The organism is Paraliomyxa miuraensis (assembly GCF_026337845.1).
Lineage (GTDB): Bacteria > Myxococcota_A > Polyangia > Nannocystales > Nannocystaceae > Paraliomyxa > Paraliomyxa miuraensis.
The window spans coordinates 376,142-402,442 of sequence record NZ_JAOVZF010000155.1; the positions used below are offsets into that span (position 1 = coordinate 376,142).

General features: G+C 69.5%; 22 protein-coding genes. 8 read left to right on the forward strand and 14 right to left on the reverse strand.

From position 1 onward, the window contains the following. Positions 1-245 precede the first annotated feature (245 nt). A complete protein-coding gene (locus tag OEB96_RS25320) occupies positions 246-1,373 on the forward strand; it encodes an RCC1 domain-containing protein (protein WP_266219295.1) in 1,128 nt (375 codons plus the stop codon). Between the two features lie 13 nt (positions 1,374-1,386). Then, positions 1,387-2,577: a hypothetical protein gene (locus OEB96_RS25325; RefSeq protein ID WP_266219296.1), complete on the forward strand. Its 1,191-nt coding sequence runs from the start codon at positions 1,387-1,389 to the stop codon at positions 2,575-2,577. A 229-nt stretch (positions 2,578-2,806) separates the two neighbouring features. Here the strand turns inward: OEB96_RS25325 and OEB96_RS25330 are convergent, their stop codons facing one another. Continuing rightward, positions 2,807-3,781 (reverse strand): NAD(P)-dependent alcohol dehydrogenase, encoded by a 975-nt coding sequence (locus OEB96_RS25330; protein ID WP_266219297.1) that lies wholly within the window; start codon positions 3,779-3,781, stop codon positions 2,807-2,809. Positions 3,782-3,807: 26 nt separating this feature from the next. Here OEB96_RS25330 and OEB96_RS46710 point away from each other — a divergent pair, with 26 nt between their 5' ends. Continuing rightward, positions 3,808-4,044, forward strand: coding sequence for a LysR family transcriptional regulator (locus OEB96_RS46710; protein ID WP_266219298.1), 237 nt, complete (start codon positions 3,808-3,810; stop codon positions 4,042-4,044). A gap of 159 nt (positions 4,045-4,203) precedes the next feature. Then, positions 4,204-8,181: an AAA-like domain-containing protein gene (locus OEB96_RS25340; protein ID WP_266219299.1), complete on the forward strand. Its 3,978-nt coding sequence runs from the start codon at positions 4,204-4,206 to the stop codon at positions 8,179-8,181. Positions 8,182-8,295: 114 nt separating this feature from the next. Here the strand turns inward: OEB96_RS25340 and OEB96_RS25345 are convergent, their stop codons facing one another. From OEB96_RS25345 to OEB96_RS25385, 9 genes are all read right to left on the reverse strand, one after another. After that, the gene (locus OEB96_RS25345; protein ID WP_266219300.1) at positions 8,296-8,526 is read right to left on the reverse strand and encodes a hypothetical protein; all 231 of its coding nucleotides are present in this window, start codon (positions 8,524-8,526) and stop codon (positions 8,296-8,298) included. Between the two features lie 223 nt (positions 8,527-8,749). Next, positions 8,750-9,115, reverse strand: coding sequence for a hypothetical protein (locus OEB96_RS25350; protein ID WP_266219301.1), 366 nt, complete (start codon positions 9,113-9,115; stop codon positions 8,750-8,752). 157 nt (positions 9,116-9,272) lie between these two features. Continuing rightward, positions 9,273-9,560, reverse strand: a complete 288-nt coding sequence (locus OEB96_RS25355) for a type II toxin-antitoxin system RelE/ParE family toxin (RefSeq protein ID WP_266219320.1) — start codon at positions 9,558-9,560, stop codon at positions 9,273-9,275. A gap of 18 nt (positions 9,561-9,578) precedes the next feature. Further along, positions 9,579-9,803, reverse strand: a complete 225-nt coding sequence (locus OEB96_RS25360) for a hypothetical protein (protein WP_266219302.1) — start codon at positions 9,801-9,803, stop codon at positions 9,579-9,581. A gap of 220 nt (positions 9,804-10,023) precedes the next feature. After that, the gene (locus OEB96_RS25365; protein ID WP_266219303.1) at positions 10,024-10,374 is read right to left on the reverse strand and encodes a hypothetical protein; all 351 of its coding nucleotides are present in this window, start codon (positions 10,372-10,374) and stop codon (positions 10,024-10,026) included. Positions 10,375-10,483: 109 nt separating this feature from the next. Beyond that, positions 10,484-11,401 (reverse strand): hypothetical protein, encoded by a 918-nt coding sequence (locus OEB96_RS25370; protein ID WP_266219304.1) that lies wholly within the window; start codon positions 11,399-11,401, stop codon positions 10,484-10,486. A 177-nt stretch (positions 11,402-11,578) separates the two neighbouring features. Further along, positions 11,579-14,329: a serine/threonine-protein kinase gene (locus tag OEB96_RS25375; protein WP_266219305.1), complete on the reverse strand. Its 2,751-nt coding sequence runs from the start codon at positions 14,327-14,329 to the stop codon at positions 11,579-11,581. Positions 14,330-15,293: 964 nt separating this feature from the next. Continuing rightward, a complete protein-coding gene (locus OEB96_RS25380; protein ID WP_266219306.1) occupies positions 15,294-15,971 on the reverse strand; it encodes a YecA family protein in 678 nt (225 codons plus the stop codon). Next, a complete protein-coding gene (locus OEB96_RS25385) occupies positions 15,968-16,216 on the reverse strand; it encodes a hypothetical protein (protein ID WP_266219307.1) in 249 nt (82 codons plus the stop codon). Before OEB96_RS25385 ends, OEB96_RS25380 begins: the two co-directional genes overlap by 4 nt. Positions 16,217-16,505: 289 nt before the next feature. Here OEB96_RS25385 and OEB96_RS25390 point away from each other — a divergent pair, with 289 nt between their 5' ends. From OEB96_RS25390 to OEB96_RS25400, 3 genes are all read left to right on the forward strand, one after another. Continuing rightward, positions 16,506-19,172: a DEAD/DEAH box helicase gene (locus tag OEB96_RS25390; protein WP_266219308.1), complete on the forward strand. Its 2,667-nt coding sequence runs from the start codon at positions 16,506-16,508 to the stop codon at positions 19,170-19,172. Next, positions 19,162-20,310 carry an SWIM zinc finger family protein gene (locus tag OEB96_RS25395; protein ID WP_266219309.1) on the forward strand — a complete coding sequence of 383 codons (1,149 nt, stop codon included), beginning with the start codon at positions 19,162-19,164 and terminating at the stop codon, positions 20,308-20,310. The genes OEB96_RS25390 and OEB96_RS25395 overlap by 11 nt, the downstream gene beginning before the upstream one ends. 376 nt (positions 20,311-20,686) lie before the next feature. Beyond that, positions 20,687-21,871: an IS66 family transposase gene (locus OEB96_RS25400; RefSeq protein WP_266219311.1), complete on the forward strand. Its 1,185-nt coding sequence runs from the start codon at positions 20,687-20,689 to the stop codon at positions 21,869-21,871. 48 nt (positions 21,872-21,919) lie between these two features. Here the strand turns inward: OEB96_RS25400 and OEB96_RS25405 are convergent, their stop codons facing one another. The 3 genes from OEB96_RS25405 to OEB96_RS25415 form a co-directional block, all read right to left on the reverse strand. Then, positions 21,920-22,261 carry a hypothetical protein gene (locus OEB96_RS25405; RefSeq protein WP_266219312.1) on the reverse strand — a complete coding sequence of 114 codons (342 nt, stop codon included), beginning with the start codon at positions 22,259-22,261 and terminating at the stop codon, positions 21,920-21,922. Positions 22,262-22,312: 51 nt separating this feature from the next. After that, positions 22,313-22,654, reverse strand: a complete 342-nt coding sequence (locus tag OEB96_RS25410) for a hypothetical protein (protein WP_266219313.1) — start codon at positions 22,652-22,654, stop codon at positions 22,313-22,315. 590 nt (positions 22,655-23,244) lie between these two features. Beyond that, on the reverse strand, positions 23,245-23,409 hold the full coding sequence (locus OEB96_RS25415; protein WP_266219314.1) for a hypothetical protein: 165 nt from the start codon (positions 23,407-23,409) through the stop codon (positions 23,245-23,247). Positions 23,410-23,938: 529 nt separating this feature from the next. Between OEB96_RS25415 and OEB96_RS25420 the strand changes: the two genes are divergently transcribed. Beyond that, positions 23,939-24,658 carry an Rpn family recombination-promoting nuclease/putative transposase gene (locus OEB96_RS25420; RefSeq protein ID WP_266219315.1) on the forward strand — a complete coding sequence of 240 codons (720 nt, stop codon included), beginning with the start codon at positions 23,939-23,941 and terminating at the stop codon, positions 24,656-24,658. A 155-nt stretch (positions 24,659-24,813) separates the two neighbouring features. Here the strand turns inward: OEB96_RS25420 and OEB96_RS25425 are convergent. Further along, positions 24,814-26,003, reverse strand: a protein-coding gene (locus OEB96_RS25425) for an IS3 family transposase (RefSeq protein WP_266219316.1) whose coding sequence is annotated in 2 segments (ribosomal slippage) — positions 24,814-25,733 and positions 25,733-26,003 — 1,191 coding nt in all. Because the reading frame shifts where the segments join, the coding sequence is not laid out codon by codon here. Positions 26,004-26,301: the final 298 nt, after the last annotated feature.

The window sequence follows — 26,301 nt, forward strand, 5'->3', positions numbered from 1 at the left end:
GAGCCCTGCTCCTCGACTCTGCCACCGGTAGCACCCCTCGCCAGGCCGAGGCCGTGCGCCCGTGAGTGCCGACGCTCGGCGGCCGCCTACGGCCGCTCCCAACCGCGCTGACGCAGTCGTGCCTCGTGCCGAGGCCGACCGCTCCAGCCGATCACGACAGGAGCACGCTGGACATGGACACTCACAACGGAACCACGAACCTCGTCACCCGAAGCTTCGTCCGCGGCCTCGTCGCAGGGAGCATCATGCTCCTCGGAGCCTGCGACGAGAGCCCTACGAAGGGGCCCTGGGAGCTCGATGGCACGAGCCTGCGCTCCGCCACCACTCCCCCCACCATCGAGGCCATGGCCGTGGGCGACGGTCACACCTGGGCCTTGATGAGCGACGGAACGCTCCAGGGCTGGGGCGGGCCCGACTGCGAGCCCAACGACTGCCCGGTACCGTCGGAGATCACCCCGCTCTCGTTCCACGCGACGGCGGTCGAGGTGCACGCCAACGACGACCGCGTGCTCGCCCGCCTGGCCGACGGCACGGTGCTCACGTGGACCGCGGACGCCATGGGTCTGTCGATGCCCACACCCATCACCCTTGGGCACTCCGCACCGATCACCCAGCTCGCGCTGGGCTCGGGTTTCGTCTGCGTCCGCTTCGAGGACGGTAGAGTCGACTGCCAGGGACTCGGCCAAGCCATCGTTCCTCCGTCGCTGGTCGGCACGGTCGTCGATGCAGGTGCCGTCGATCTGACGGCCGGTGCATCCCATGCCTGCGCGGTGCTGGCGACGGGGGCGGTCGAGTGCTGGGGCGACGACAGTCACGGTCAGCGCGGTACTCCCTCGTCCACCGGCGGCACCACCATTGCGCTGTCTGGTCCGGCGCAGCGAGTCGTTGCAGGCGCGGACCACAGCTGCGCGCTCCTCGACGGCGGAGAGGTCGAGTGCTGGGGCCGCAACGACGAAGGCCAGCTTGGCCACACGGGCACCGGAGTGAGCACGGTCCCCCTCGGGGTCGCGGCTCTGCAGGTCGTCGCGGGTGCCGAGCACAGCTGCGCCATTGCCTCTCCCGACCGGGACCTCTACTGCTGGGGCAACGACGACCTCGGACGGCTCGGCTCGGGTGAGACCGTCCACGGCCTGAGGCGGGTCGACCTCGACGGCCTCTCGGCGAATACGGTCTTCTCGGGCTCGAGCGCCTGGACGACCTTCGCCATCTTGGACGACGACGGCCTGCGCGGCTGGGGCGACAACGACGTGGCCCAGCTCGGCTATGGTGACGACGATGATCCGCTCATCGAGGGGTTCACCGTGGAGCAGAGGACGTCGCTGGCAGTCGGGCGACTCCCCGACATCATCATCTATGACGACAAGGACTCGTAGCGGAACGAGCACGATGCTCCCTGATCGATACCACTTCCTTCACCAGCCTCCGGACTCCAGACTCCAGTCCAAGACGGTCGATGTGAAGGATGCCTCCGCGGTGATCTCGTTCGGCACGAGCGGTGGGAATGGTCCTTGGCGCTCGCGCGTCGGGCTCCCCGCCCACGTGCGCACCTCGGCCACCGCGCTGCTCATCGTCCTCGCTGCGTCCGCGGTCGGCCTGCTGGTGCCCTGGAGCGCGGCCCAGGCCGATCCTCCGGACTTCTCGGCCTGCGAGGGCCCGCCCCCGAGTCCCGGCGACGCCTTCACCCGTGTCGAGCATGCGCTGGGCCCCTTCGGTGGCCAACCGGTGCACGCCCGGATCTGCGTGGTCTCGGGCGCGTTCGGCTACTCCGAGACCCAGCTGCTGCTGCAGCGCTGCACCGACGCGGGCTGCCGGGTCGTCGTCCGCGAGTCGCTGGGACTGTCCGCCTGTCCCGGGGCGGAGGCGAGCCGCACGGGCCAGACGGTCACCGTCACGCACGGCAGCTGCACCTACTCGGTCTCGGATCACGTGCGCCACACCGTCGTGCACACCTGGCGGGGCCCGGACGAGGGGTTCGAGGTGACCCGCCGCAGTGACCTCGACGTGCTGGCCGGCGAGCGACGCGAGCTGTCCCGTCTGCTCCGGCAAGGACGGCTCGCGCAGGCTCGGGCCCGGTGGGCCGCGCTCGACGACGAAGCGGGCGGCTGGATCGACTACACCGCGCTCTACTACGACGCGTTCTCGATCGCGGTCCACCGCGCCGCCCGCGAGCACAGGAGCGAGGGCAAGCGGGCGCGAGCCGTCGCGATCATCCGCGAGCACCTCGCGAGCTGGCCCACGGCGGATGGAGCCCCGCTGACCAGCCACGATGGCTCCACCACCCCCGTCGGGCCCGCACGGATCCGCCGACTCCACGAGCTCGGCATCTGGCTGGCGGCGGCTGGAGCCCACGCCGAAGCGCTGCCGTTGCTGCGCGCGGTCGAGCGGGCGGAGCCCGAGCGACGCGGCCTGTCGCTCGACCTGGCCGACTCCCTGTGGGCAACCGAGGCTCGACCCGAAGCACGCACGTACTACCGTCGCCACGCCGAGATCATGGAAGCGGCGGGACGGTCCGTACCTCGTCGGGTCCGCGAGCGCCTGGCTGCGCTCCCGGAGTCCGCCTCGAACGCGGCCCAGTAGCACACGCGCGTGCACATCGAGTCTCGCAATGGAGTGCCCGTGACCCTCTACACCATCGCCGGGGAATTCGAAGGCGGGGGATCTACGTCAAGGGCATCGCCTACCAACCGGTGTGTGTCAGCCCGTGCGCTCGCGTCGTCGATGGCTCGAATGGGCAGGAGCGCGGCCAGGAGGATCGGCAAGCGCATGGGGACTCCCAGGACAGTGGCATCGCGTCGGGGCCAGACGGTCACACCGCGGGTTGCACGAGGATGGCGCCCTGGGACCCCTGCTCCGCGCGACGATGGGCATCGACCACCTGCTCGATGGGGAATCGGGCCGCGACGACGGGGCGGATGGCGCCGCTGGCGAGCAGGCCCGCGAGCAGCTCCGTGCGCGCGCGGGTACCCTGGCACACCGTGAACAGCGCCCGCGGTCCCCGGCTCCATCGGGTCCTCAGCATCTGCAGGAGCACCCCAAGGCTGGCGTAGAGGGTCAGGTATCGACCCTGCTCGGTCAGGACCGGTCGACTGTGACGGAAGCTCGAGGCGTCCGCCGTGTCGAACACGACGTCCCAGGTCTCACCCAGCGCGGTGAAGTCGTCCTCGCCGTAGTCGACCACCGCGTGGGCTCCGAGCGTGCGCATCGTGTCGAGCGAGGCTCGGCTCCCGACCGCGGTCACGTGCGCTCCCAGGTGACGGGCGATCTGAACCGCGAATCGACCCACCCCGCCCGCGCCGCCGAGGATCAGCACCCGCTCCCCAGGCTGCACTTGGGCCAAGTCGTTGAGGAAGGCCCAGGCGGTCCCGGCCCCGTAGGGCGTCGCGGCGGCCTCGGCGTGGGAGACGTTCTCGGGCCGGCGGGCCAGCGCACCGTCGGCCGGGACGACGAGGTACTCGGCCCACGCACCTCCCGATTGCGACGACCCGAACACGGCATCCCCCGCGGCAAAGCCGTCGACCTCGTCGCCGACCGACGCCACTACCCCCGAGAACATCGTGCCCTGCACGGGGTGGCGCGGACGGGAGAAGCCCATGAGGGCCCTCCCCACCAGGTGCATCGAGGGGCCGAAGTCTCCCGACCGGAGTCGGAGGTCTCCGGCGGTGATCGTGCTCGCCCGAACCCGCACCAGCACCTCGTGAGGCGCCGGGACCGGGACCGGGACACGGTGGACCTCGAGGATCGAGGGGGGGCCGTAGGCGGGTGTGACAGCGGCGTGCATCATCGATTTCCACTGTAGCCCCACGAAAGTTGCATGACCATCGCCTCGGATCGCATAGTCGCCATACGGTTTCGTATGGACTGACGCAGCGTGGCCTTCGACTGGAACCGGGCCCGGGCGTTCCTCGTGACCGCCGAGGAGGCTCGTTCTCCGCGGCCGCGCGTGCTCTCGGCTCGTCCCAGCCCACCCTCAGTCGCCAGGTCGCGACGCTCGAGCAGGAGCTGGGCGTGATCGTCTGGGACCGGCTGGTCGACGCGCTCGCGTGAGCCATCACTGCTCGCACGAGAACGGCGGTACGCTCGTCGAGCCCGACGCCGCGCACTCCGAGCGAGCAGGCGGTCGCGGAGGGGCCGTGCGCGAGTCGTCGCTCGGTGCCCCCTCGCATGCCGCGACGCTCCTTCGTACACTCGCCGGAGGAGGCCTGGATGGAGCACTGGACAGCACCGGATCTCTCGGTGGTCCTCGAGCTCGCGCGCACGCACGCGCCGCAAGATCCCTACGCCTTTCGCTTCGAGCCGCAGACCTATGCCCTGCGGACCGACGGCGGTGGACACGAGCAGGTCGAGATCGACTGGACCCCCGAGCTCCTGGCCGACCTCGAGTCGCTGCAGCGGCCGGACCGGGATCCGGTGGTGGTGCAGCGGCTGGGGGAGACGCTGGCCCGCTTCTTCCAACCCGCCTCGTGGTCGTCGCGTGCCCAGGCCCTCGCCCGGGCGCACGACGCCGGCCGCCGCGTGGTGATCACCATCCGCTCGAGCGCGGCCGAGCTCTACTCGCTGCCCTGGGAGCTGATCACGCTGCCCGGCCGCGGGCAGCACCTGGGCGAGCTGCCGGGGCTGCTGCTCCGCTACGAGCGGCCCGACACCCACACCGCGCCCGAGCCCTCCTCACCGCGCCCCGCGGGCGGACGGATCCTGCTGGCATGGTCTGCGGCCGCTGGTGCGGTACCGGCCGCGGGTCACGAGGCGGCGCTGCGTCGAGCCTGCGCGCGTGCCCATCCCGAGGGTCTCGGGGCGCTCGAGGTGCTGCCCCATGCGAGCGTGGCAGCCATTGCCGAGGCGCTGGCCCGCGCCGAGCGAGCCCACCGCCCGTTCGCGGTGCTCCACGTGCTGTGCCACGGGGGCCGCACGGGCCAGACCTCGGGCTTGGTCCTCGATGGTGAGAGTGGTCCGGTGACGGTGGGGGCCAACGCGTGGCGCACGATCGTCGCTCCTCATGCCTCGAGCCTGCAGCTGGTGCTGCTGGCCGCGTGCGAGGGGGGAAACGCCGGTCAGCCGGGCAATCACCTCGGCAGCGTGGCCCAGGCCCTGCACGCGGTCGGGCTTCGGGCCGTGGTGGCCTCTCGGCTGGCGCTCTCGCAGGGCGGCTCGATCACCCTGGCGGAGGCGCTCTACGAGGGCTTGTTGGGTGCCCATGAGTCGCTCGAGCAGGCGCTGCTCCGCGCTCGCGCCCGGCTGGCGCTCGACCCCCGGCATCTCGACTGGGCCGCGCTGCAATTGCACGCGCGCGTCGAGGACGGCACGGACACGCGCCCCTTCGCATTCCGACCCTACCGGGGCCTTCGGGCCTTCGGACCCAAGGATGCGGTGTTCTGTGCGGGCCGAGCGGCCGAGCGCCACCGGGCAACGAGCGCGCTGCAGACCCTGGCCCGAGCCGGTCGGCCCCGGTTGCTGGTGCTCTGCGGAGCCTCGGGCGCGGGCAAGACGTCGCTGGCCCGAGCGGGGGTGGTGCCCGACCTGCTGGGCACCGCCGAGGCTCGCTGGGCGCTCGCGCTCGTCGAGCCCGGGCCCAACCCGCTCGGGGTCCTCGAGGCCGCGCTCGCGAGCGTCGGGGGGCCCGCTGGTATGGCAGAGCCGGATCGCCCGTGGCTGGTGGTGGTCGATCCCTTCGAGCAGGTCCTCACCCATGCCCACGAGCAAGTCCAGGCCTTCGTGCAGCGGGTGCGCTCGTTGGCGTGCGACGAGCGGGGCAGCGCCTGCATCCTCGTGCTGCGCTCGCAGCACGCGAGGCGCTGCCACGAGCTCCTGCGGCTCGACGACGAGCGCCACTGGATCGAGGTAGCCCCCATCTCGGCGTCACGGCTGGCGACCGCGATCACCGAGCCCGCCCGGCGCGTGGGGCTGACCCTGCAGCCGGGCCTGCTCGAGCGCATCAAGGCCGAGGTGGAAGATGAGCCGGGGGCGCTGCCGCTGGTGCAGCAGGTGCTCGACCGGCTGTGGCACGAGCGCCGGGGACACGAGCTCTGCCTCGATGTCTACGAGCGGCTCGGCGGAGTCGTGGGGGCCTTCTTGCCCCATGCGAGCGCAACGCTGGTGGCGCTCGGCGAGCCCGAGCACGGGCATGCGCGCCGCATGCTGACCGAGCTGGTGCGTCTGGGCGACGACGGTGCCTGCGATGCCCGACGTCGCGTGCCGATCGAGCAGATGTGGCCCGGCGATCCGCGCGAGCGAGAGACGGCCGAAGCGGTGCTGGACCGCTTGATCGACGCGCGCGTGGTGGTGGCGTCCGAACACTCCGAGGGCGGCGCCACCGTCGAGCTCGCCCACGGGGCGCTCGTGCGTTGCTGGCCCCTCCTGGTCGAGTGGCTGGCCCACGAGCGCGGGCGCAGGATCGGCCGCTACCGCGTGCTGGAGCCCGTCCCCGAGCACGTCCAGGGCCGGGCCCTCCTGGCCTACGAGCAGGGTCTCGATCGCCACGTGCTGTTGCGGCTGTTCGAGCCCGAGCAGGCGGGGGACGAGTCGCAAGGGCCGCTCCGAGATCGGGCGCGAGCCCTCGCTCGCCTGTCGCACCCCAACGTGCAGTCCATCTACGATGTGGGCACGGCCCGGGGCTGCGTGTACATGGCGCTCGAGCGGCTCGAGGGCGAGTCGCTGACGGCATGGATCGAGCGTGCACCTCGTTCGTCGCACGAGCTCACCGCCGTGATGCTGTCGATCATGAGCGCGCTCGAAGCGGTCCACGAGCTCGGTCTGGTGCACGGCCGCGTGGGCCCCGACGCGGTGTGGATCGATGGCCGGGGAGCCCCCCGCCTCGTGGGCTCGTCGCCACGCCTGGATCCCGAGGCGAGCCCGGCTCGCGACGTCCACGACGCGTGCGCGCTGCTCCATCGGCTGCTCCACGGCGAGCCGCCTCCCGCCCATGATGCCGTGGCCTCCGTGCCCCCACGCAGCGGTCGCGATCCGTCCGCCCGGTCGCTGCGCGAGGTGCTGCTCTGGGGGCTGGCCCTCGATCCCGCGCAGCGCGGACCCTCGATGGCGGCGCTTCGCACCGAGCTGCGGCGCGCGCTCGAGGCCGCGGGGGAGCACGAGACGCGCACGGCCGCGATCGACCGCGAGCAGCCGGCAGCCGGTGCGGCGGAGATCCGCCTGGAGCGACCCGGCGGAGTGGTGAGCTCGAGCTCGGCCTTCTATGTGTCGCGACCGGAGCTCGAGACGCCGTGCCTGCGCGAGATCGTCGAGCCCGGGGGGCTGCTTCGCATCAAGGGTCCCCAGCGCATGGGCAAGACCACCTTGATGACGCGAGTCCTCGAGCGCCCGCGTTGCGAGGGCTGGCGCATCGCCCTCATCGATCTCCAGCTCTTCGACCACCGCAGTCTCTCCGACCTCGACCGCTTCTTGCAGGGGCTGTGCGCCATGATCACGCGCCGGCTCAAGCTTCCCCGGGTGGAGGGATTCTGGGACGACGTGTTCGGGCCCAAGGACAACTGTACCGCCTTCTTCGAGCAGCACCTGCTCGAGGCCGGTCCCCTTGTGCTCGCCTTCAACCATGTCGATCGACTCTTCGACAGCCAGGAGATCGCCGATGAGTTCCTGGCCTTGCTCCGCGCCTGGCACGAGATGGCCCGAAGCCAGCCTCTATGGCAGGAGCTGCGGATGGTGCTCGTCTACTCCACCGAGATGTATCTGCCGATGAGCATCAACCACTCGCCGTTCAACGTGGGGCTGGCGGTGCCCATGGAGGACTGGGATGCTCGGATCATCCTCGAGCTGGCACGGCGCCACGGTCTGCGCTGGACCGAACACGAGGTCGGCGAGCTGATGGCGCTCTTGGGCGGGCACCCTCACCTCGTTCGCATTGCCCTGTACGAGGTCGCCGAGCGGGGCCTCGAGCCATCCCGAGCCCTGGAGAGCGCGGCGAGCGACGAGGGCCCCTTTGGCGAGCATCTCAAGAAGCTGCTGTGGCGGCTGCAGGGGGAGCCTTCGCTCCACGAGGCGGCGGCGGCGGTGATGAAGGCCTCCGGTGCGGTGCGCTTGAGCACCGAGCTGGCGTTCAAGCTGGTCAGCCTGGGCGTGGCGCGCCTGCAGGGCAACGAGGTCGTGCCCGGTCGCGAGCTCTACCGGCGCTACCTCTGCGAGCGGCTGCTGCTCCCCTCCTCCCCGCCCGCGCCCGTCCCAAGGTCGTGAGCCTCGCTCGAGGTGCGCTGGCGTGCGCGGGTGACCCAGGGATCACTCCGCCAGCGAGCCCGGAGCGACTCGGGTCGACGGGAAAATCGCTCGGGAGCGCAGCTTCCACCCGGGTCAGGAGCAGGGGGTTCGGCCCGGCGATCCGCATGCGCGCAAACACGGGAAGGGGTGCTCGGCGTCGATGGCGAGCAGCGCCAGGCCTTCGAGGGTGAGCGTCTTCCCCTCGGGCAGCTCGTAGGTGTGCGAGTGCGTCCAGGTGTAGAGCGTCTTGGCCCAGGCGAGCGCACGTGCACGCTCGGCCCGAATTTCACTCGTGTCGTTTCGTGGCAGTGAGGGGAGGGTCATGGAGAGTGATCGTTTCGGGCTCGAGCGTGCATGGGGCTCGAGCGTGCATGGGGCTCGAGTGTTGATGGTCCAGACGCCGACGCTCACACGCTCGAGCGCTGGCTTGTTCGATCGACGCACGGGCTCGCATGGGTGCACGACCTGGGCCATCCCACGCGGCCCAGGATGGTAGCGCCCTTCCATGGCCCGAGCGGCTCGCTCCGTCCTCGTCGGCCGCCCGATCTCAGCGAACGATGTTTTGCCCGAGGAGCGAGGATCGACATGGTCGTCGTATGCTCGTCACGGGAGCCTTGGCGAGCCCCAGACCGAGGGCGACCCCGTGCTCGGCGAGCACCAGTTGCTGCACAACGGCTACCTGAGCTTTGGAATTCCCTACTTGCTGTGGCCGCTGGTCCGGCCGTGGATGGGCGGTTTCGCCGGCGAGGAGACCCTGCCGTGGCGTGATGGCGACAACGCCGACATGCCCTAGATCGCGCACGCGCCGTCCTGCCTTGACGACGACCTCGCAGGGCATCGAGACGTCGCTCAGCAGAATGACGCCGAAGCGATCGTCGTTGGGATCGTGGAACGCCTTGGCTGCGTCGAACACTACGGGCCGACCATCCTGGGCAACCGATATTGGCGGGCAGGCGACGGTTGGGCTCGCCGGAGAATCACTCGAGTCCTTGCAGGCGGTCGGGAGTCGGGAGCAACAGCAAGTGGCGGGGGCAACCCGGGTTCGCGGGGCCCTGGGTCCGGCTCGTCACTCACCTCAGATCCGGTAGCGACCCGCGATTGCCGTGCCAGAATGCGACGACCTCCACCACCTGCTCGTCGCGCGAGAGCTGGAAGTAGAGGTAGTAGCGGATCCGCGTGAGGAACACGCGCCGTACCCGGGGATCACGATCGAGCGCTCGCCCAACGAGCAGCGGCCGATCCTCGAGCAGCTCGACGACGGCATCGACGTCTTCGTCGAAGGCCCACGGTGCCTTGTCTCGGTTCGCGAGCCACCACTCGCGAGCCTGGTCGAGCTGCACGAGAGCAGCCGGCGCGATGACGACCGACGGCTTGGATCACCCACCCGTGCGAAGCTGCTGCAGCGCCCGCCGCATGTCGACGCACTCACCGCGCTCAGCCTCGGCTTGCCCTCGCCGTACCAGCTCGATCTCTTCGTCCGAGACCGACACGACTTCTTGCGAGCGCTCGATCCATACCGTAACGGAAGCGCCTTCTTCGAGGTCCGTCGCGTCGTCGAGCACGATGGCTCCCTGGCTGATTCGTCCTGCGTGCAGGCCCACGGTCACAGCATAGCGCACGGCGGTGCGCAGGGGGACCCATGGGAATTGGAGCCGCTCGATGCCGTTTCGCCGCGTGGTGGCTCGGTGCTTGGCGCCTGATGAGCGCCGATCTCTTCGTCTGGTGGAGTAGCCTGGCGATGAGCTGGGCTTCGGTGGCGGTGGCGGCGGCGGGCCCGTGGCTCATGGCCGAGCAGCGTGCCCGCCTCCATCGCGCCGACCGTCAAGGTCGCCCTCCACGGACACGGGCGTCGAAGCTGGTGAATCCGTAGCCGAGCTCGGGATCGTCGAGATGGGTCGCCACGATCATCTCGAGGTAGAGCCCCCACGCATTGCTGGGATCGCCCACGGCCGCGAGCACGGCGTCGACTCTCGCCCAGCCGTCGGTGGGCTCGGCCGTGATCGCGGTCATCAGCTCGACGCCCCCGCGCTCGTAGAGGAACGAGCCCCACAGCAGCGCCGCCCCGTAGTTGAAGCCGCCCAGGGGCGGGTTGCCAGGGCCCCAGTCATGATCGGGATTGGCGAGGAAGTCGTCGAGCCAGGCGGTGTCGGTGAAGAATCCGTTGTCCGTCATCGCGGCCTCGGCCAGGCTCTCGTCGATCCACTGGGCCGATCATCCGGGGATTCTCCCCCCAAGCCAGCACCCTTCGGTCATGATGCCCACGTCGATCACCGACGGCCGCTCAGAACATGCGGCAGCCCCACGATCCCGCCTGGGCCACCACCCCGGCCTCGAGCCCGAGCACGCGGTACGAGATGGCGCTCACCACGTTCTGATCCTCGATGCCCTCCACGAACAGGGCCTCGACCAGCACCTCCTGGCCGGGGCGGCCGTCGAGGTCGGTCACGCCGACGATCCTGGGCGCGTCGAATTGCATCACCGACAGCGAGACCGCGGCCTTCGGGGCGCGCCCGAGGAAGGCGGCGATCACCCCGTAGAGCCGCCCGCCCTCGTGGGTCGCGAACACGCGATCGGGCGCTCCGTCGCCGTCGAGATCGGCGATGAGCCCGCTGGTCACCTCGAGCTTCGGCGGCACCTCGAACAGGCCGTTGGTGTCGGCCTCGAGCAGCGCAGTCATGGCGGCGAGCTCCTCGGCGGTGGCCTGGAGGGCGGCATCGCGGAGCTCGAGGGCGGTGCTCGCGGTCAGCGGCCACACGGCGAAGCGGGCGGTGTCGAGCGGGCCCCCGGTCACTGCGCGCCCGTCGAAGCGGTTGAGCTCGCTGGCGTTGCAGGGGGCGTCGGTGGGCTCGCCCAGCGTGACGCGGCGACCATCGTCGAGCCCGGCCACCTCGCCCACTGGCGCCAGATCCATGCAGTCCTGTGTGTCCGACTCGAGCAGCGCGGCACCATCGTGGCACGCGAGCGGCGCGAGCACGCCATCGCTCACCGCGAACAGCACCACGGGACCCGTCGGCGCCTCCGGGCCCTTCGAGGTCGCAGCGGTGGTGGGGGCGGGCGCAGCGGTCACGTCAGGGCGCTCGAGCTCGTCGGACGAGGGCTTGGGGCACCCGAGGGTGAGCCCCGCCAGGGCGAGACCGAGTGTGAAGCGGAGGCACCGAGACGAGCGCACGAGCGGAGAGGACCGGGACGACGCAGGCATCCCGAAATCCTACCAGGGCGCGATGGCGTCCACGTCGGTCGCCTCGCGGCCGGTGGCTGCGGCCATCGTTGCCTGCGAGCGACCCTCCCCGGGTTCAGCGTGCGGGATGGAACGCGGAGGGTCCACCCGGAATTCGCTGCGCATGTCTCCGTGCATCGGCCGTCCCTCCACGCCCGCCTATTGCTGTAGCCACGCGTCCAGCTCGGCGATGGCGGCGTGGTGGTCTCCCTCGGCGCTCTCGAAGCCGGCGCGCGCACGGGCGGCCTCTTCGAGCGCGCGTCGATCGTCGCCGTGCGCTCGCAGGGCCCGGGCCAGCGTGGCACGGGCGATCGACTCGGCGACGTCCACGTCGTCCGTTTGCGCATGGATCTCCACCGCGCGCTCCAAGAGCGCGACGGCCTCGTCGACGTGGCCGGTGTCGAGCTCGAGCCGGCCGAGGTTGGTGAGCGCCAGCGCGACCTCGGGATGCCGTGGGCCCTTGGTCTGCTCCCAGATTCGGATCGCCTCCGCATACTCGCTGCGGGCGCGCTCGCCGTCGCTGAGGGCCTTGTGCGCGATCCCGAGGTTGTGGAGGATGAGCGCCACGTCGGGGTGCACGGGGCCGAGCCGCGCCCGCGTGATCGCGAGCGCACGCTCGTACAGCGCAATCGCCTCGGCCGGCTCGCCTCGCGCCCGCTGGACCGCGGCGATGTTGACGAGGCTGTCGGCAACCTCGGGGTGGTCGGGCCCCAGGGCGCGCTCGCGCGCTGCCAGGGCGCGCTCGTGCATCGCGAGCGCGTCGTCGTAGCGCCCCTGCGCCCAGCGAACATTGGCGATGTTGTTGAGGCTGATCGCGATGTCGGGATGCTCGGGGCTCAGCGCCTCGGTGTCGATCGCCAGCGCGCGCTCGTAGCTCTCGATCGCGCCCTCGTGCGCACCCATGGCTCGCTGGACCACGCCCATGTTCGACAGGACGATCGCCACCTCGGGATGGTTGGGCCCGTGGACCGCCTCGCGGATCGCGAGCGCGCGGGCGTGGAGCACCATCGCCTGTTCGTACTCGCCGCTCGACCACAGCAGCACCGCGAGGTTCGCAGCGCGTCGCGCTTCGAGCAGCTCGAGTGGATCGGCCGCGTGGGCGATGGCGATCTCGGCATGCCGGGCCCACACCCGTCCTTCGGCGGGGCGAGAGCGACGGTAGCCGACATCGAGGATGAGATCGTTGGCGGCCCTTGCCGCGGTATCCCACGCTCCCGCTTCGGCCGCGACCGCATACCCCTCGAGGATGGCCGCCTCACCGCGCTCGTACTCCGCGGTCCTCGCCAGCAGCTCACCGTGGAGGATGTGTGCGGCGGCCCGCGTGGGGGGCCAGTCGAGGTCCTCGGTCTCCGCGACCACGTCTCGAGCGAGCGCGAGCGCGTCCTCGTACCTTCCGGCGTCTTGCAGCGTCTGCGCGCGAGTGAGGCGGGTGCGGGCTCGTGCGACGGCGTCCCGTGACTCGGGCGGCGGAGGATCGGGCAGGAGCCCCAGGCCCTTGGCGTCCGTGCACGTAGACGCGGGCTCGAGCGCGGCCGCCACCCGCACCGCCCGCCCGACCACCGCCTTGCCACCCGTCGACAGCTCTTGGACGACCGCCTCGAGTTGCTCGCGACGATCGTCCAAGCACCACTCCGCCTTGGGCAGCACCGTGTTCGGCAGGGTCCCGTCGATCCGCGCCATGCAGGCGTCGCGCGCAGCGTCGCTCCAGGCGCTCGCGACGGCATCGAGGCGCCCGACCACGCGATCGGCAGTCGGACCGGCATAGCTCAGCTCGTTGTCCGTGAGGCCGGTCTGGACGCGCGCGCGAGCATCCTCGTTCCAGGACTCGCCGATCGTCGCCCCCCTTGCACCGCAGGCGGACACCCGGCGGGCCAGGTCCCACTGCTGGTAGCCCCTGGCGCCCGCGCCGAGCAGGGCGACCGCACCCAGCCCCAGGCCAATCGTGCGCGCACGGGCCCGGGTTTGGCCTCGCTCGAGCTCGGCCAGCAGCGTCGCGATCGAAGGCCAGCGTGCGTTGGGGTCGACCGCAAGCCCACGGGTGAGCGCTCGCCGGACCCACTTGGGCGCGCCGTTTCGCCGGGACATGGTGAGCCTGCCCTCGACGACGTTCACGCTCAACGCGACGAGCGTGTCGCCAGCAAAGGGGCGCTGCCCGAGCACCAGCTCCCATGCGACCACACAGAACGCGAACTGATCCGCAGCGGGACCGGCCTTCTCGCCCGCGTGCTGCTCCGGGGCCATATAGGCCGGCGTGCCCACGACGGCACCCTCGCGGGTCATGGCGAGATCGAGGCCGTCCGCCTTCGCGGATCGTTCGAGGTCGTCCTGGGCCGTCTCGTCTTCGCGCACGAGGCTCGGTCGCGCGAGCCCGAAGTCCATCACGCGAACGCGCCCTCCCTCGTCGACCATGACGTTGTCGGGCTTGAAGTCGCAATGGACCAGGTGCTGGGCGTGGGCGGCGACGAGGCCTCGCCCCGCCTGGATCACCAGCCCAAGCGCCTCGCGCCAGCCGGGCCGGTGGGCCTCGCACCAGCGGCCGAGGGTCATGCCCTCGATGAATTCCATCGCGAGATAGACGCGTCCTTCGTGCTCTCCCACGTCGTGGACGGCGAGGACATTGGGATCGCCGAGCTTGGCCATCGCCTGCGCCTCGCGCAGCAGTCGACGCTGCCCGTCGCCCGCGCTCGTCTCGTCGTACCGCTGCGCGTGCAGCAGCTTGAGCGCGACGCGACGGTCGAGCTCGGGATCATAGGCCGCGAAGACGACCCCCATGCCTCCCGCGCCGAGCTTGCGAAGAACGACGTAGCGCCCGATCACGTCCCCCCGCTGGGGCTCGCGCAAGCCGGGCATCGCCCGGGTCCCATCGCCGGGGAGCGTGCCGGGGAGCGTCTCGTCCGCGGAATCCGACATCGCCGATGCGATGGTAGCAGCTCGACTCGACCCGGGTCGGGGGCGTGGGGCGTCATCCAACGCGGACGTGGCCCGTGTCCCAGACGTGAGCGGGGGCAAGCCTACGGAGCCGGATCGGCCAGCCGTGCCTCGACGTCGGTCAGCGAGGCCCGCAGCGGTCAGGTTGGGATGCTCGGGGTCGAGTGTTCGCTCGCCGATCGCGATGGCGCGCTCGAGCACGGCCTTGGCCTTGGCGTTGCACGAGCCCAGTCGCTCGCCGGCTCGAGCACGACGAGCGAGCCATGCTCATGGGGCTGCACCTGAACGTGCAGGAAGTAGCTCCGCGTCAGGCGACCAGTCCGATGGGGCTCCTGCGCCCACAGCGAGATCCGATGCTCGCGCGACACCATCTCGGTGGCGTACCGAAGGCCGAGCGCGACCACGCCGTCGCGCTGAGCTTCCGCGATGGTGGTGGACGAGCGAAGGGCCGCCATGACCTCGGCCGGAGGCAATGAGACGAGGAGATGACGACGCACGGCCGCGGTCGACCCCTTGGGCCCCGCGTCATTTCCGCTCGTCGTCTCGCGAACGAGAGAGCCGGTTGCCGATCCGGGGCGATGTGGAATGACGCGCGGCCCGCGTCGGTCCAGCGGCGCACGGCCCATGCGGCCGCGATCGGAGCACCTCGGATGAGCCTTCTCGAGCTACTGGGAGAGTCGTACGACCCGGGGAACGTCGGTTCGATCACGTCTCACGACGAGTGGCGACCCACTCGCTCGAAGCCAGCCGTCATCGCCCGCGGTGTGGTGGCGCTCTCGCTGATCGGAGGGGTCTTCGCGGGAGTGATCCTGAACCTTGGGTTCATCTGGGTTGCGCTCGGATGGACCTCGGGCATCCTGCTCGTCTACCTGCTGGTGGCCTACTTCATCCGGCCGCAACCGGACTTCGACAACATCGGTTGGCTCGGGATGGCGACTCGGCGTCGTCACCAGCTGCGGTCGGCGCTGCCCTTGCCGAGGCAGCATCGCTTGTACTTGCGCCCGGAGCCGCAGGGACATGGGTCATTGCGTCCGACCTTGGTCGTTCGGCGGACTGATGGCGCGTCGACCGTCGGGCCGGTGGTGAGCAACGGCTGAGCCATGGGCTCGTGCTTCGGCTCGGGCTCGTGGCGCACGAGGCCTTCCCGCTGCACCGCTTTGCCGATCTCTCGCATGCGTCGACGACGTCGCTCGAGCTCGCCAACGAGCACCTTCGTCGCTCGGAGCTTGGCCCACAGCGCGCTCGCCAGGGGAGTGGTGGCCTCGGTTGCCTTCAGCTTGGGGACCGATACCGTCACGCGGCCAACGTCGACCGCTTCGGTGTCGCGGAGCTCGCTGAAGATGAGACAGACGTCCTCGCATGTGCAACCGGGCTTGATGCAGTGGAGATCCTCGACCTTGTAGAACGAGCCCTCGTGGGCGACGAGCGTGTCCCAGGTGGCCGGGAGCAGGTCGGTGTACCAAACGAGGTTGCCGAAGCGGAAGCTCTGCCAGTCGTAGCGCCTCCACGCTTCGTCGTCGAGCTGCTCGCGTTGCCGGCTCCACCGCGCCCGGAGCCATCGCTCGAGCTCGTCGTCGATCTGCGCGCGGAGCCACGCGGCCTCGGGCTCGTCGTCGTCGCTCACGGCCCGTAGGGCGCCGCTTGCGGTGTCGAACGAGAGCAGGGCGCCGCCAGTCGGGGCGACACGAAGCCCGCCATCGTTACCACGTTGAAGCCGTAGGAGCTCGAGTGCAGGTAGGTGCACTTGGTCTGGAGATCTTGGCACACCGAGGTCTGCAACGCACGGATGGGGGCCTCCGCGGGGAGCAGCCGTGGGTTGCCCGAGTCGATCCATCGCGTCCTCGTGTCGGCATTGGTCGTGGCGGTCATGTTCCTTCGGTCCAGGAGCAGGAGATGCGAGACGAAGATAGCGATCGCGGGAAAGTGCGGGCAAGGCCGTGGAACGCCCGTCGTCCATGGAACGATGTCCGGGAGGTCGGCCGGATGGGGAGATCTCACCGTCCCGCTCCGGGATGACGAGGACGCGACGCTGGGATCCCAGGAGTCGGAGCCCGAGCCTCGGAAGCCCCACCGGTCGACCGATGAGGTCGATCGCTCGAGCGCGGAGGCCGTTGGCCGACTTGCGGGGAGCCCCTGGAGGGTGCAGCCTCCCGTCGCGATGGCGGGTGCGCTCGAGCTGTCGATCACTCCGCGCGGGCATTTGCGGGCCGTGCCCGTCGATGGAGGCCCGGCCGCCCCCGCGGCGCTGCGACGAGCATTCGAGCAGGGTCTCGGCGATGGCCTGCTCCATCTCGCAGGCCCGATGCTGCGGGCCTCGCTGGCTCCCTCGCTCGCGTTCGGGCAGGAGATCGGACGCGCCTACTACGAGGCCCTGTGTCGAACGGGGACCCTCGCCGACCACGAGCCATCGCCACCCGAGGGTGCATTCGATCGGCTGCTGCTGCGGATCCCCCCGATGCTCGGAGCCGAATATGCCGGCCGCGCCACGCTCACCGATGCGTGGCAGCAGATCCACGAGGCCGGCCTCGCAGCGCTGCAACGGCACGGGGGCGAGCTCTCGGAGTGGCTCGAGGCGCAGAACCCGGCGTGGCACGGGATCGGTCGCGTGTACTTCCATCTGGCCGAGAACAAGCGCGACCAGGCCCATCCCTTCGCGTTCGTTGCTACCTGGGTGGATGGGCTCGACGCGTCGGGTCGACCACTGCACCGGACCCTCGAGCATGCGCTGGATACCTTCGCCGACGACCGCGACACGCTCCTGCGGCTGCTTCGACCGCTCGAGCTCGCCGCCGCGGCCAGCCCGCTCGTGGCGCGCATGGTCGCGAGCGGCGATGTCTACCGTGCGGTGCGGTGGACGCCCGAGGAGGCCTTCGACTTCCTGTGCCAGGTTCCCGCCTGCGAGTCCGCCGGAGTCGTGGTGCGGGTCCCCGATTGGTGGCGCAGCGGCGGACGTCGGGTTCGCGTTGCGGCGACCGTGGGCCGCCGCTCTCCCAGCGAGGTGGGCTTCGACGGTCTGCTCGACTTCGACGTCGCGCTCGCGCTGGAAGGGGACCCGCTCTCGGCACGAGATCGACGCGCATTGCTGAAGGGAACGGCGGGGCTTCGACTCGTCCGGGGCCAGTGGGTCGCGGTCGATCCCGAGCGACTTCGACAGGCACTCGACCAGCTCGCGGCGATCGAGCAGGCCGCTCGCGCCGGTGAGCTCTCGTTCGCCGAGGGCATGCGGCTCTTGGCGGGCCTGCATTCCACCGAGGCCGACGCCACGGACGATGCCCAGCTCGAGCCCACGATGCCTTGGCACGAGGTGGTGGCCGGCAAGTGGCTCGCCGAGGTGCTCGCCGAGCTCGGACGGCCCGCGGCCCGCCGCGATCCCGGACCACGCCTACGGGGCGAGCTACGCGGCTATCAGCGCGAAGGGGTGGCGTGGACTAGGCTCTTGTGCCGGCTGGGGCTGGGCGGCTGTCTCGCCGACGACATGGGCTTGGGCAAGACGATCCAGATCCTCGCGTCGATCCTGGTGCTCGACGACGAGGGCATGCGAGGGCCCCACTTGATCGTGGTCCCTGCGTCGCTGTTGGGCAACTGGCAAGCCGAGGCCGCCCGCTTCGCCCCCGATCTCAGCGTACTCGTGGCCCACCGCTCGCAGACGGGCTCGGCCAGCGTCACCGCGCTCGGGGATCAGGCCTCGAGGGCCGACCTCGTCCTGACCACGTACGGGACGCTCACGCGGACGAAGTGGCTGCGCGAGCGCCCGTGGGGCATCGTGGTCCTGGACGAGGGCCAGGCCATCAAGAACCCGGCGACCCAGCAGGCGCGTGCCGTCAAGCAGCTGCGGGGGCGAGCACGGTTGGTCCTCACGGGGACGCCGATCGAAAACCGCATCGAGGATCTGTGGTCGCTCATGGACTTCACGTGTCCCGGTCTTCTGGGGAGCCGGGAGGAGTTTCGGCAAGCGGTGCGCGCGATGGAGCGGAGCGAGGGAGAGGGGTTCTCGCCGCTGCGTCGGCTGGTGGCGCCGTACATCCTGCGGCGGCTCAAGTCCGATCCCTCCATCGTGCCCGACCTGCCCGACAAGACCGAGATGATCGCCTACTGCGGGCTCAGCAAGAAGCAGGCGGCGCTGTATCAGGATGCCGTCGACACGCTCGCGGACGAGCTCGAGAGCGTGGACGGGATCCGTCGCCGCGGCCTCATCCTGGCGTACCTCCAGCGATTCAAGCAGATCTGCAACCACCCGTCGCACTGGCTCGGCGATGGACGCTGGTCGGCGGCCGACAGCGGCAAGTTCCTTCGCCTCGCCGAGCTGTGCGAGGCACTGGCGACCCGACAAGAGCGCGTGCTGGTGTTCACGCAGTTTCGCGAGCTCACGGGGCCGCTGCAGCAGTTCCTCGAGGGGGTGTTCGGTCGCCCCGGCCTGCGATTGGACGGACGGACGCCGGTGCGGCGCCGGGCCGAGCTGGTCGAGCAGTTCCAGGACGACGATGGGCCGCCGTTCTTCGTGGTCTCGCTCAAGGCCGGCGGGACCGGGCTCAATCTCACCGCCGCATCGCACGTGGTGCACTTCGATCGCTGGTGGAACCCGGCGGTCGAGAACCAGGCCACCGATCGCGCCTATCGCATCGGACAGCGGCGCAACGTGCTGGTGCAGAAGCTCGTGTGCCGGGGTACGCTGGAGGAGCGCATCGATGCGATGATCACCAGCAAGCAGGCCCTGGCCGACGAAGTCCTGTCGGTCGACGGAGCCGCGGCCTTGACGGAGATGAGCACGGAGGAGCTGATGGCGACGGTACGTCTGGACCTGGGGAGCGCGATCCATGGCGCGTAGGTCGTACTGGGGCTACTGGGACTTCGGCGAGCGCGACTACGATCCTCGCCCGAGCGAGCCGGAGCTTCGGCGACGGCTCGGTCGAGATCCCGATCCGGTTCGAGGGCAGGGCCAGAAGCTGGCCCAGACGTTCTGGGGGCGGGCGTGGTGCAACAATCTGCACCAGTACCACGACTACGCCAATCGGCTGCCGCGGGGGAGAACCTACCTGCGCCAGGGGGCGGTGCTCGACCTCGCGATCGGCCGAGGGAGCGTGACCGCACTGGTCTTCGGGCACTCGCTCTACGAGGTGCGCGTCGACATCGAGGCCGTTGCTCGCGGGCGCTGGGCAGCGCTGCGCAAGCAGTGCGCGGGAGGGCTCTCCTCGGTGATCGAGCTGCTCGAGGGGCGCATCGGCAACGAGGTGATGGAGGCGGTCACCGCCCCGCGCACGGGCCTGTTCCCCGAGCCCCGCGACATTCGGCTCGCGTGCAGCTGCCCCGACTGGGCCTCGATGTGCAAGCACGTGGCCGCCGCGCTCTACGGCGTGGGGATCCGGCTCGACGAGCGGCCGCAGCTGCTGTTCGAGCTGCGGGGAGTGGACCCCCAGCAGCTGGTGGGCTCGCCCAAGCACATCGTGGGAGAGGTTGCAGGCGATCGTCGACTCGACGGCGAGCTGTCGGACATCTTCGGCGTGCAGATCGAAGGCGCGCCAGCGGTTCCGGCTGCGACGAGGAGCGCCAAGAAGGCGAGCACCGAGAAGGCGAGCGCCAAGAAGGCGAGCACCAAGAAGGCGAGCACCAGGAAGGCGAGCGCCAAGAAGGCGAGCACCAAGAAGGCGAGCACCAAGAAGGCGAGCGCCAAGAAGAGAACCTCCAATACCACGAGAGGGTCCGAGGTCATCGCAAAGCCGAGGACCCCCACCGTCACGAAGGTGGTCGAGGTCATCGCAATGCCGAAGACCAAGAAGAAGCGCGCGTCCTCCAAGAGGGGCAAGCCGGCCGACATCGTCATGACCCGTCAGCAACTGCTTGCAACGGGCTTGCCGGCCAGCACTCTCCAGGGGTGGTTGCGTCGGCGCGTGCTCCGTCCAACCGACACGCCGGGGGTCTACGGTCTGACCAAGGAGGCGCAGGACTGCCTCGAGTGGTATCGATGAGCCCTGCGGGCACACAGCAACACGCTCTTGGGCGTGGGTATGAGCGGTTTTCGATGCTTCCATCGGCCGCGCGTCTCATCATCGCTCGCTGTGCGCGCCCCCGTTCCTCGATCGACATCACGACCTCGGGGCGCTCCCTTCCAACCGCTCGAGGTAGGGCTGCTCGATGAACCGAGGCAGCGGCGCTTTCCAGGGCTCCTGGCTGTGGTTGTCGAGCCGCGCTACGGCGTCGAGTAGGTGGGAGCCGGACGGGAGCGATCTCGTTCGGCCCCTTCCGGTGCGGTGCCCGCCCAGCTCCGCCGTTGGGTATCGATCGTGTCGGGCCATGCGAGCCGAGGATCCACTCGCGCCGCGAGGTCGTGGTAGATCGCGTGCGATGGCGAAGAACGAGCGAGCCAAGCGCAAGCAGGAGGAGAAGCGCAAGCGCAAGCGAGAGGAGGCGAAGAAGGCCGCCAAGGCGCGGGAGCTGCCCACGAGCCCGGCCGCGCTGGTCAAGCTCGCGGAGGAGGGGAGCTTCGGGCCCGCATGGGCGACCGCGGAGCTGGGAGACGACCTCCAGATGCCCACGCTCGCGACGGTGATCGTGACCCGCAAGCTGCCCCGTGGCCAGTGGCTCGCCCACGTGATGCTGGTCGATCGCACTTGCCTGGGGGTCAAGGACGGATATCTTCTGGGGCCGCGCTCGCTCGCGGAGATCACCGATTCCGTCGGGGAACTCGGGCGCCGGGGCGACGCGCTCGCGCGCTGCGAGCCGGAATGGGCACGATCGATCGTGTTCCACGGGCTCGACTTCGCGGCGACGCTGGGCTTCTCGCCCCACGCCGACTTCGTGCCGGCAATGGTGCTGCCGCGACCGGATCCATTGGTGGACACGCCGCTCGGCCGGCCGTCGCGGCCGGTATACTGGCAGGGGCCGAGGGACGACCGTGATTGGATCCTCGCGCGACTGGTGGACCGCGTGGGACGGGGAGGGTTCGACTTCTTCGTGGAGGAGCAAGCGACGGGCGAGGAGTGGGACGACGGATGGGACGACGACGAGCCGCTGGTGATCACGGCGCCCCGGCCTCCGGATGTGCTGCCGAACGCCCCCGTCGGGCCCGGGCTGCTCGCGTGGACGATCGTGCGACGCTACGTCCACGAGCTCTCGGGCGAGCAGCAGGCGGCCACCTTCGCCGAGCACGGGCTGCCGTACGACGCCGACGACGTGGACGACTGGTGCTTCGACGTGGCGATGCTGTTGCAACCGCTCGCCGACGCGATCGTGGCCGCACGTGACGGCGAGGCCCCGGCGGATGGCGACGGCCAGCGCGTCGACGACTTCGACGTCGAGGGTACGTTCGCGACGTTGCTGCGCGCGTGCATCGAGCCCAGGATCGATCCGCAGGCCTACCTGCGCGACCTCTTGTGCCTGCTGCCAGAGTGGCCGCCCGAGCGCATCGGGGAGCTCGCGCCCGCGCGCTGGCGGCAGACCGTGGCGGAGGAACCAGCCCGCGGGATGCTGGAGCGTCACGTACCGCGCAGGGTCGCGATCGGGGAGGCCGAGGACGGGGGCGAGCAGTAGGTAGGGGGCAGGCGTGGGCTCGGGCGCACTGGCGCTCAGGATGCTCCCTCATTGCGCCGTTTCCGGGTCGGGAGCGACTTGGGCTGCCCGCGCGCGGCGTCTCGCTTCCTTCCGTGCGGCCTGCTTGGCTCGCTGCGCGCGTGCCCGTTCCTCGATCGACATCACGACCTCGGGGCGCTCCCTTCCGAATCTCTCGAGGTAGAGGCGCTCGATGAACAGGGGCAGCGGCGCCTTCCAGGGTTCCTGGCGGTGGTTGTCGAGCTTGCCGAGCCTGTTGGGGTTCATCCCGAGCTCGCGGGCCATCTGCACGTGTACGTGCGACAGATGGTGGCGCTTGCGTGCTTGCACCCAGTCTTGGAGATCCTTGGGGAGGGGCTTCTTCTTGCTCATGACAGTCGTCCGATCGTGAGAAGCCCATCGACGTGCTCGGCGGCGCGTGGATCAGGCGTCGAGATCCGCGGACTCGGCTTCGTCCCAGGCTAGACCGTGGCGACGCTTGATGATCAACGTGACGACGTGACCGGGTACGACGTTCGACACATCGGGCGAGTGGAAGGACAGGGCCTGGTCCTCGCCGAGCACGCGGACACGGGCCGACCGTTGGCTCACCTTCAGGACGACCGCATCGACGCGCTCGTGCGGCGCGCTGCCGGGATCGTCGGTGGGTTGACCGAGCAAGGCGTCGCGATCGCGTCTCACGTGGGCGTACGCGGCGGCGTAGGACTCGCCGGTCTCGAGTTGGCGAGCACGGATGATGGACTTGAAATCTCGGTGGGGGGTCATCGTCGTTCTCCTCGCATCCGGCGCGCCCAGGCCCCCGCCCTCGGCCGCCAGCGAAGATCACGCGACGGTCCCACCGGAGGAGTCGACTCCCCTTTGCCCCGGTCGAGGGATCCCGCGGGGGTGGATCCATCGGGGTTCGGCGTCGGTTGCCGCCGTTGGAAGGGAGCTTGGCATGGGCGCGGGCTCGGGAGGGATCAAGCGCGGCGTTCGAGAGGCCCGGGAACGGTCGTTCAGCACATGCACCCGGAGTAGGTTCCGTACAGCAGCGGCCGCACCCTTACTTCGTGCCCGCACGTCGAGCAAACCTCGCCGGTGCCTGCGGTACGCATGGCCGGCGAGCCCGAGGTCATCGAGGGTGATGGCGGGGCTGCTCCCGCCGGGGAGGAACTCGCCGTTCTCGCGGCGGCGGCGATACTCGGCAAGTGCTCGACGACCACGGCGGGCTCGAAACCGGAGGTCCATGTGGTTCTACACTGGGGCGACTGCAGCAGTGATCTCCGATGCCGACGCATGTGCGTGGACAGCTCGTTGGCAAGGGCGTCGGGGCGATGGAGCGAGGGCGGAAGTAGGTGGGTCAGCGCACCGATGTGTCAGGTGAGACAATCGCTACAGTGCACGTTCACCATCGGAGCCGTCGACTGGCTTGCGTCCGCGCAGAAGACGCCGGTCGAGTCGCCGGAGTAGCAGCCGGAGAAGCAGCGGTGAGCCTCCACGTCCGCGAGCAGCGGCGGAGGTAGGGACACGCGATTGGCCATGACCGCAATGTACCTCATCCATTGAGATCGCTGCATTCGGCGATGGACGACTTCATTACATGGTCCGTGTCGTTCCAACGACGCCAATGTCTCGGATGAGCGGAAGGTGATGGGCTCGTCCGCGCCGAGCCTGCGGACACGTGCCGATCGCTGGTTCACCCCCGAGACGACGGCGTCGAGACGCTCGAGTGGGCGGGCTCTGGGATTCTCGGGTGGACCGGAGGACTGCCTGGAGTGGTATGGATGACCGTGCCGGCCCACAGGACGTCCTCTCACGGGATCTCCTACGCGGCCTCCGTGGGTTTCCGTATGCCCGGGTCTGCACCCTCGATTGCCGATTCCCATGATGTCTACGTCCGTCAGGATCTTCTTCGACATGGGTGGTGATTACTCGTCGACGTTGATGATGAGCAGATCCGATGCTTCCACCGGCCGTGCATCTCGTCATAGGGAGGGATGATTCCTCCGGGTTCCTCACCTCCCACTCCCCAGTTCCGTGCCCGCGCGCTACAGTCCGGCAAGCCTTTCGATGAACGAACAGGAAGATGACGACGGCGACGGCGTCAGCGGCGACGAGGACATCGCCCACCATCCACACGACCGCATCTTCACCGACCCCGAGACCGCCGCCGTCGAGCTACGCCAGGTCCTCCCGGCCACGCTCTGCGACCGACTCGACTGGGGCACGCTACGCGCCGAGCCCAGCTCGTTCATCGATCCCAAGCTCGAGCCGCGTCATAGTGACATCCTCTACACGGTTGCCATCGCGGGGTCGGAGCGTCGAATCTCGCTCTACACCGTGCTCGAGCACCAGAGCAAGCCCGACGCGAGGATGGCAGCGAGGTTCATCGTCTACGTGGGTCGCCTCTACGAGCGGTACATCCGCCAGCACGAGAACAGCATCACTGTCCCGATGGTCGTCCCGATCCTGCTGTACCAGGGTCCCACCGGCTGGACCCTACCCCGGCGGCTGTCGGAGTCGCTCGACGTCCCTCCCGAGCTGCTCGCGGTCTTTCCGTCCCCGGTCGAGCTCGTCTTCGCCGTCGATGACCTCGAAGAGTCGGTCATCGGCGAGCAGGTCACCCGCGACGTGCTCGCTCGCGACCGGCACCTCGCCCAGGCCGAGATGGCGCGCACCATGCTGTATCACCACCAGGACGCAAGCGCCGGAGAACGCGCTGCCGCGCTGGTCTGTTGCTCGAGTTCATCGCCGACACCTGGGGTCCTGACGCCGTCCGGCCATTTCTGACCTACCTGTTGTCTGCCTTTCCGGGTTCGTCAGAAGAATTTGTGAGCGACCGGGGGCTCGGGTAGCGCCCCCAGGGCATGGTAGAGGGCGATCTCGGTCGCTTTGAAGGTCCGCAGGCCGTAGGTGGAATTCCCCCGAAAAAGTGGACACCCGATTTACGCCACTTCAGTCCTCTCCAGGTTCTCGTAGTATCGCCGCTCGAACTCGAGGGGCGACAGGTAGTCGAGGCTCGAGTGCCTCCGCTTCCCGTTGTAGAAGATCTCGATCCACTCCGCAATAGTCGTCTTCGCTGCCTCGCGTGAGGTGAAGATCACGTCGTGGACGAGCTCGGTCTTCAGCGTCGCGAAGAAGCTCTCCGCGACCGCGTTGTCCCAGCAGTTGCCGCGGCGGCTCATGCTGCATGTGATGCCTGCTGCCTCGAGGGCAGCTCGGTAGTCCTTGGCTGCGTACTGCGAGCCCCGATCCGAGTGGAACATCAAGCCACCCTCGGAGGGCTCTCGCTTGCCCAGGGCAGCTCGCAGCGCATCGAGGACCAGCTCCACTCGCATGTGCTCGGCCATCGACCAGCCCACCACGCGACGGGAGAACAGATCGAGGACCACGGCCAGGTACATCCAGCCCTGCAGGGTCCAGATGTACGTGATGTCAGCAACCCACACGCAATCGGGCTCCTCGACGTCGAACTGGCGGGCGACGAGGTTGGGGGCGATCGGCTCGTCGTGGTTGGAGTCCGTCGTCCTGCGAAACTTCGGTCGCCTGCGACCCACGATTCCTTGCTCTCGCATCTGCTTCTCGACTCGCTTGCGGCTGACCTTGAACCCCCGCTCACAGAGCTCTGCGTGGACGCGTGGGCTGCCGTAGGTCCTGCGGCTGTTCTTGTGGATCTCGGCGATCTCGGCGGCCAGCTTCACGTTCTTCTTGGCTCGCTCCGAGGGCTCGCGATCTCGCCACGCGTAGTACCCCGAGCGCGAGACCTCGAGCACCTCGCACATCATGGCCACGGGGAAATTTGCCTTCTCCGCCTCGATGATCTCGAAGACCTCGATGCCTATCCCATCTGCTTGGCGAAGAAGGCGCTGGCTTTTTTTAGGAACGCGTTCTCCATCTCGAGCTGCTTGTTGTCGCGACGGAGCCTCGCGAGCTCCGCTCGCTCCTCCGACGTCATCGGGCCGTTGGGATCGGCGGCCTGGTCGATCTCCGCTTGCTTGATCCAACTCCGCAGGACGCTGACGCCCACGTCGAGATCCCGGGCCACCTCGGCGATGGACTTGCGTGAGCCGAGCGCGATCTTGACGGCCTCGGCCTTCTGCTCGGCGGTGAAGACTCTCCTCTTTCTCTTACCCATTTGGTCTCTCCTCCAGTATCGCCCCTCGACGCCCAGCTGGCGAAGCGCAACTCGTCCACCGCGCTCCACAGTCATCCACAGGTTGCGAGCCCCCCTGGACCCCCCTGGGGACCTCGGTTGCTCGCAGCGCCGGTGACAGAACGCTGCACTGATCAGCTACGACGACGAGGGGTTGTTTCGGTTGGAGGGTGTCCACTGAAACGGGGGAGGTCTATAGGCCCTTCTGGTGATCACTTTGAGCTTGTTGTTGAGGCCCTCGGCCGTGCCTGCCGACACCTCGCCTTGGGCCCGGAACCAG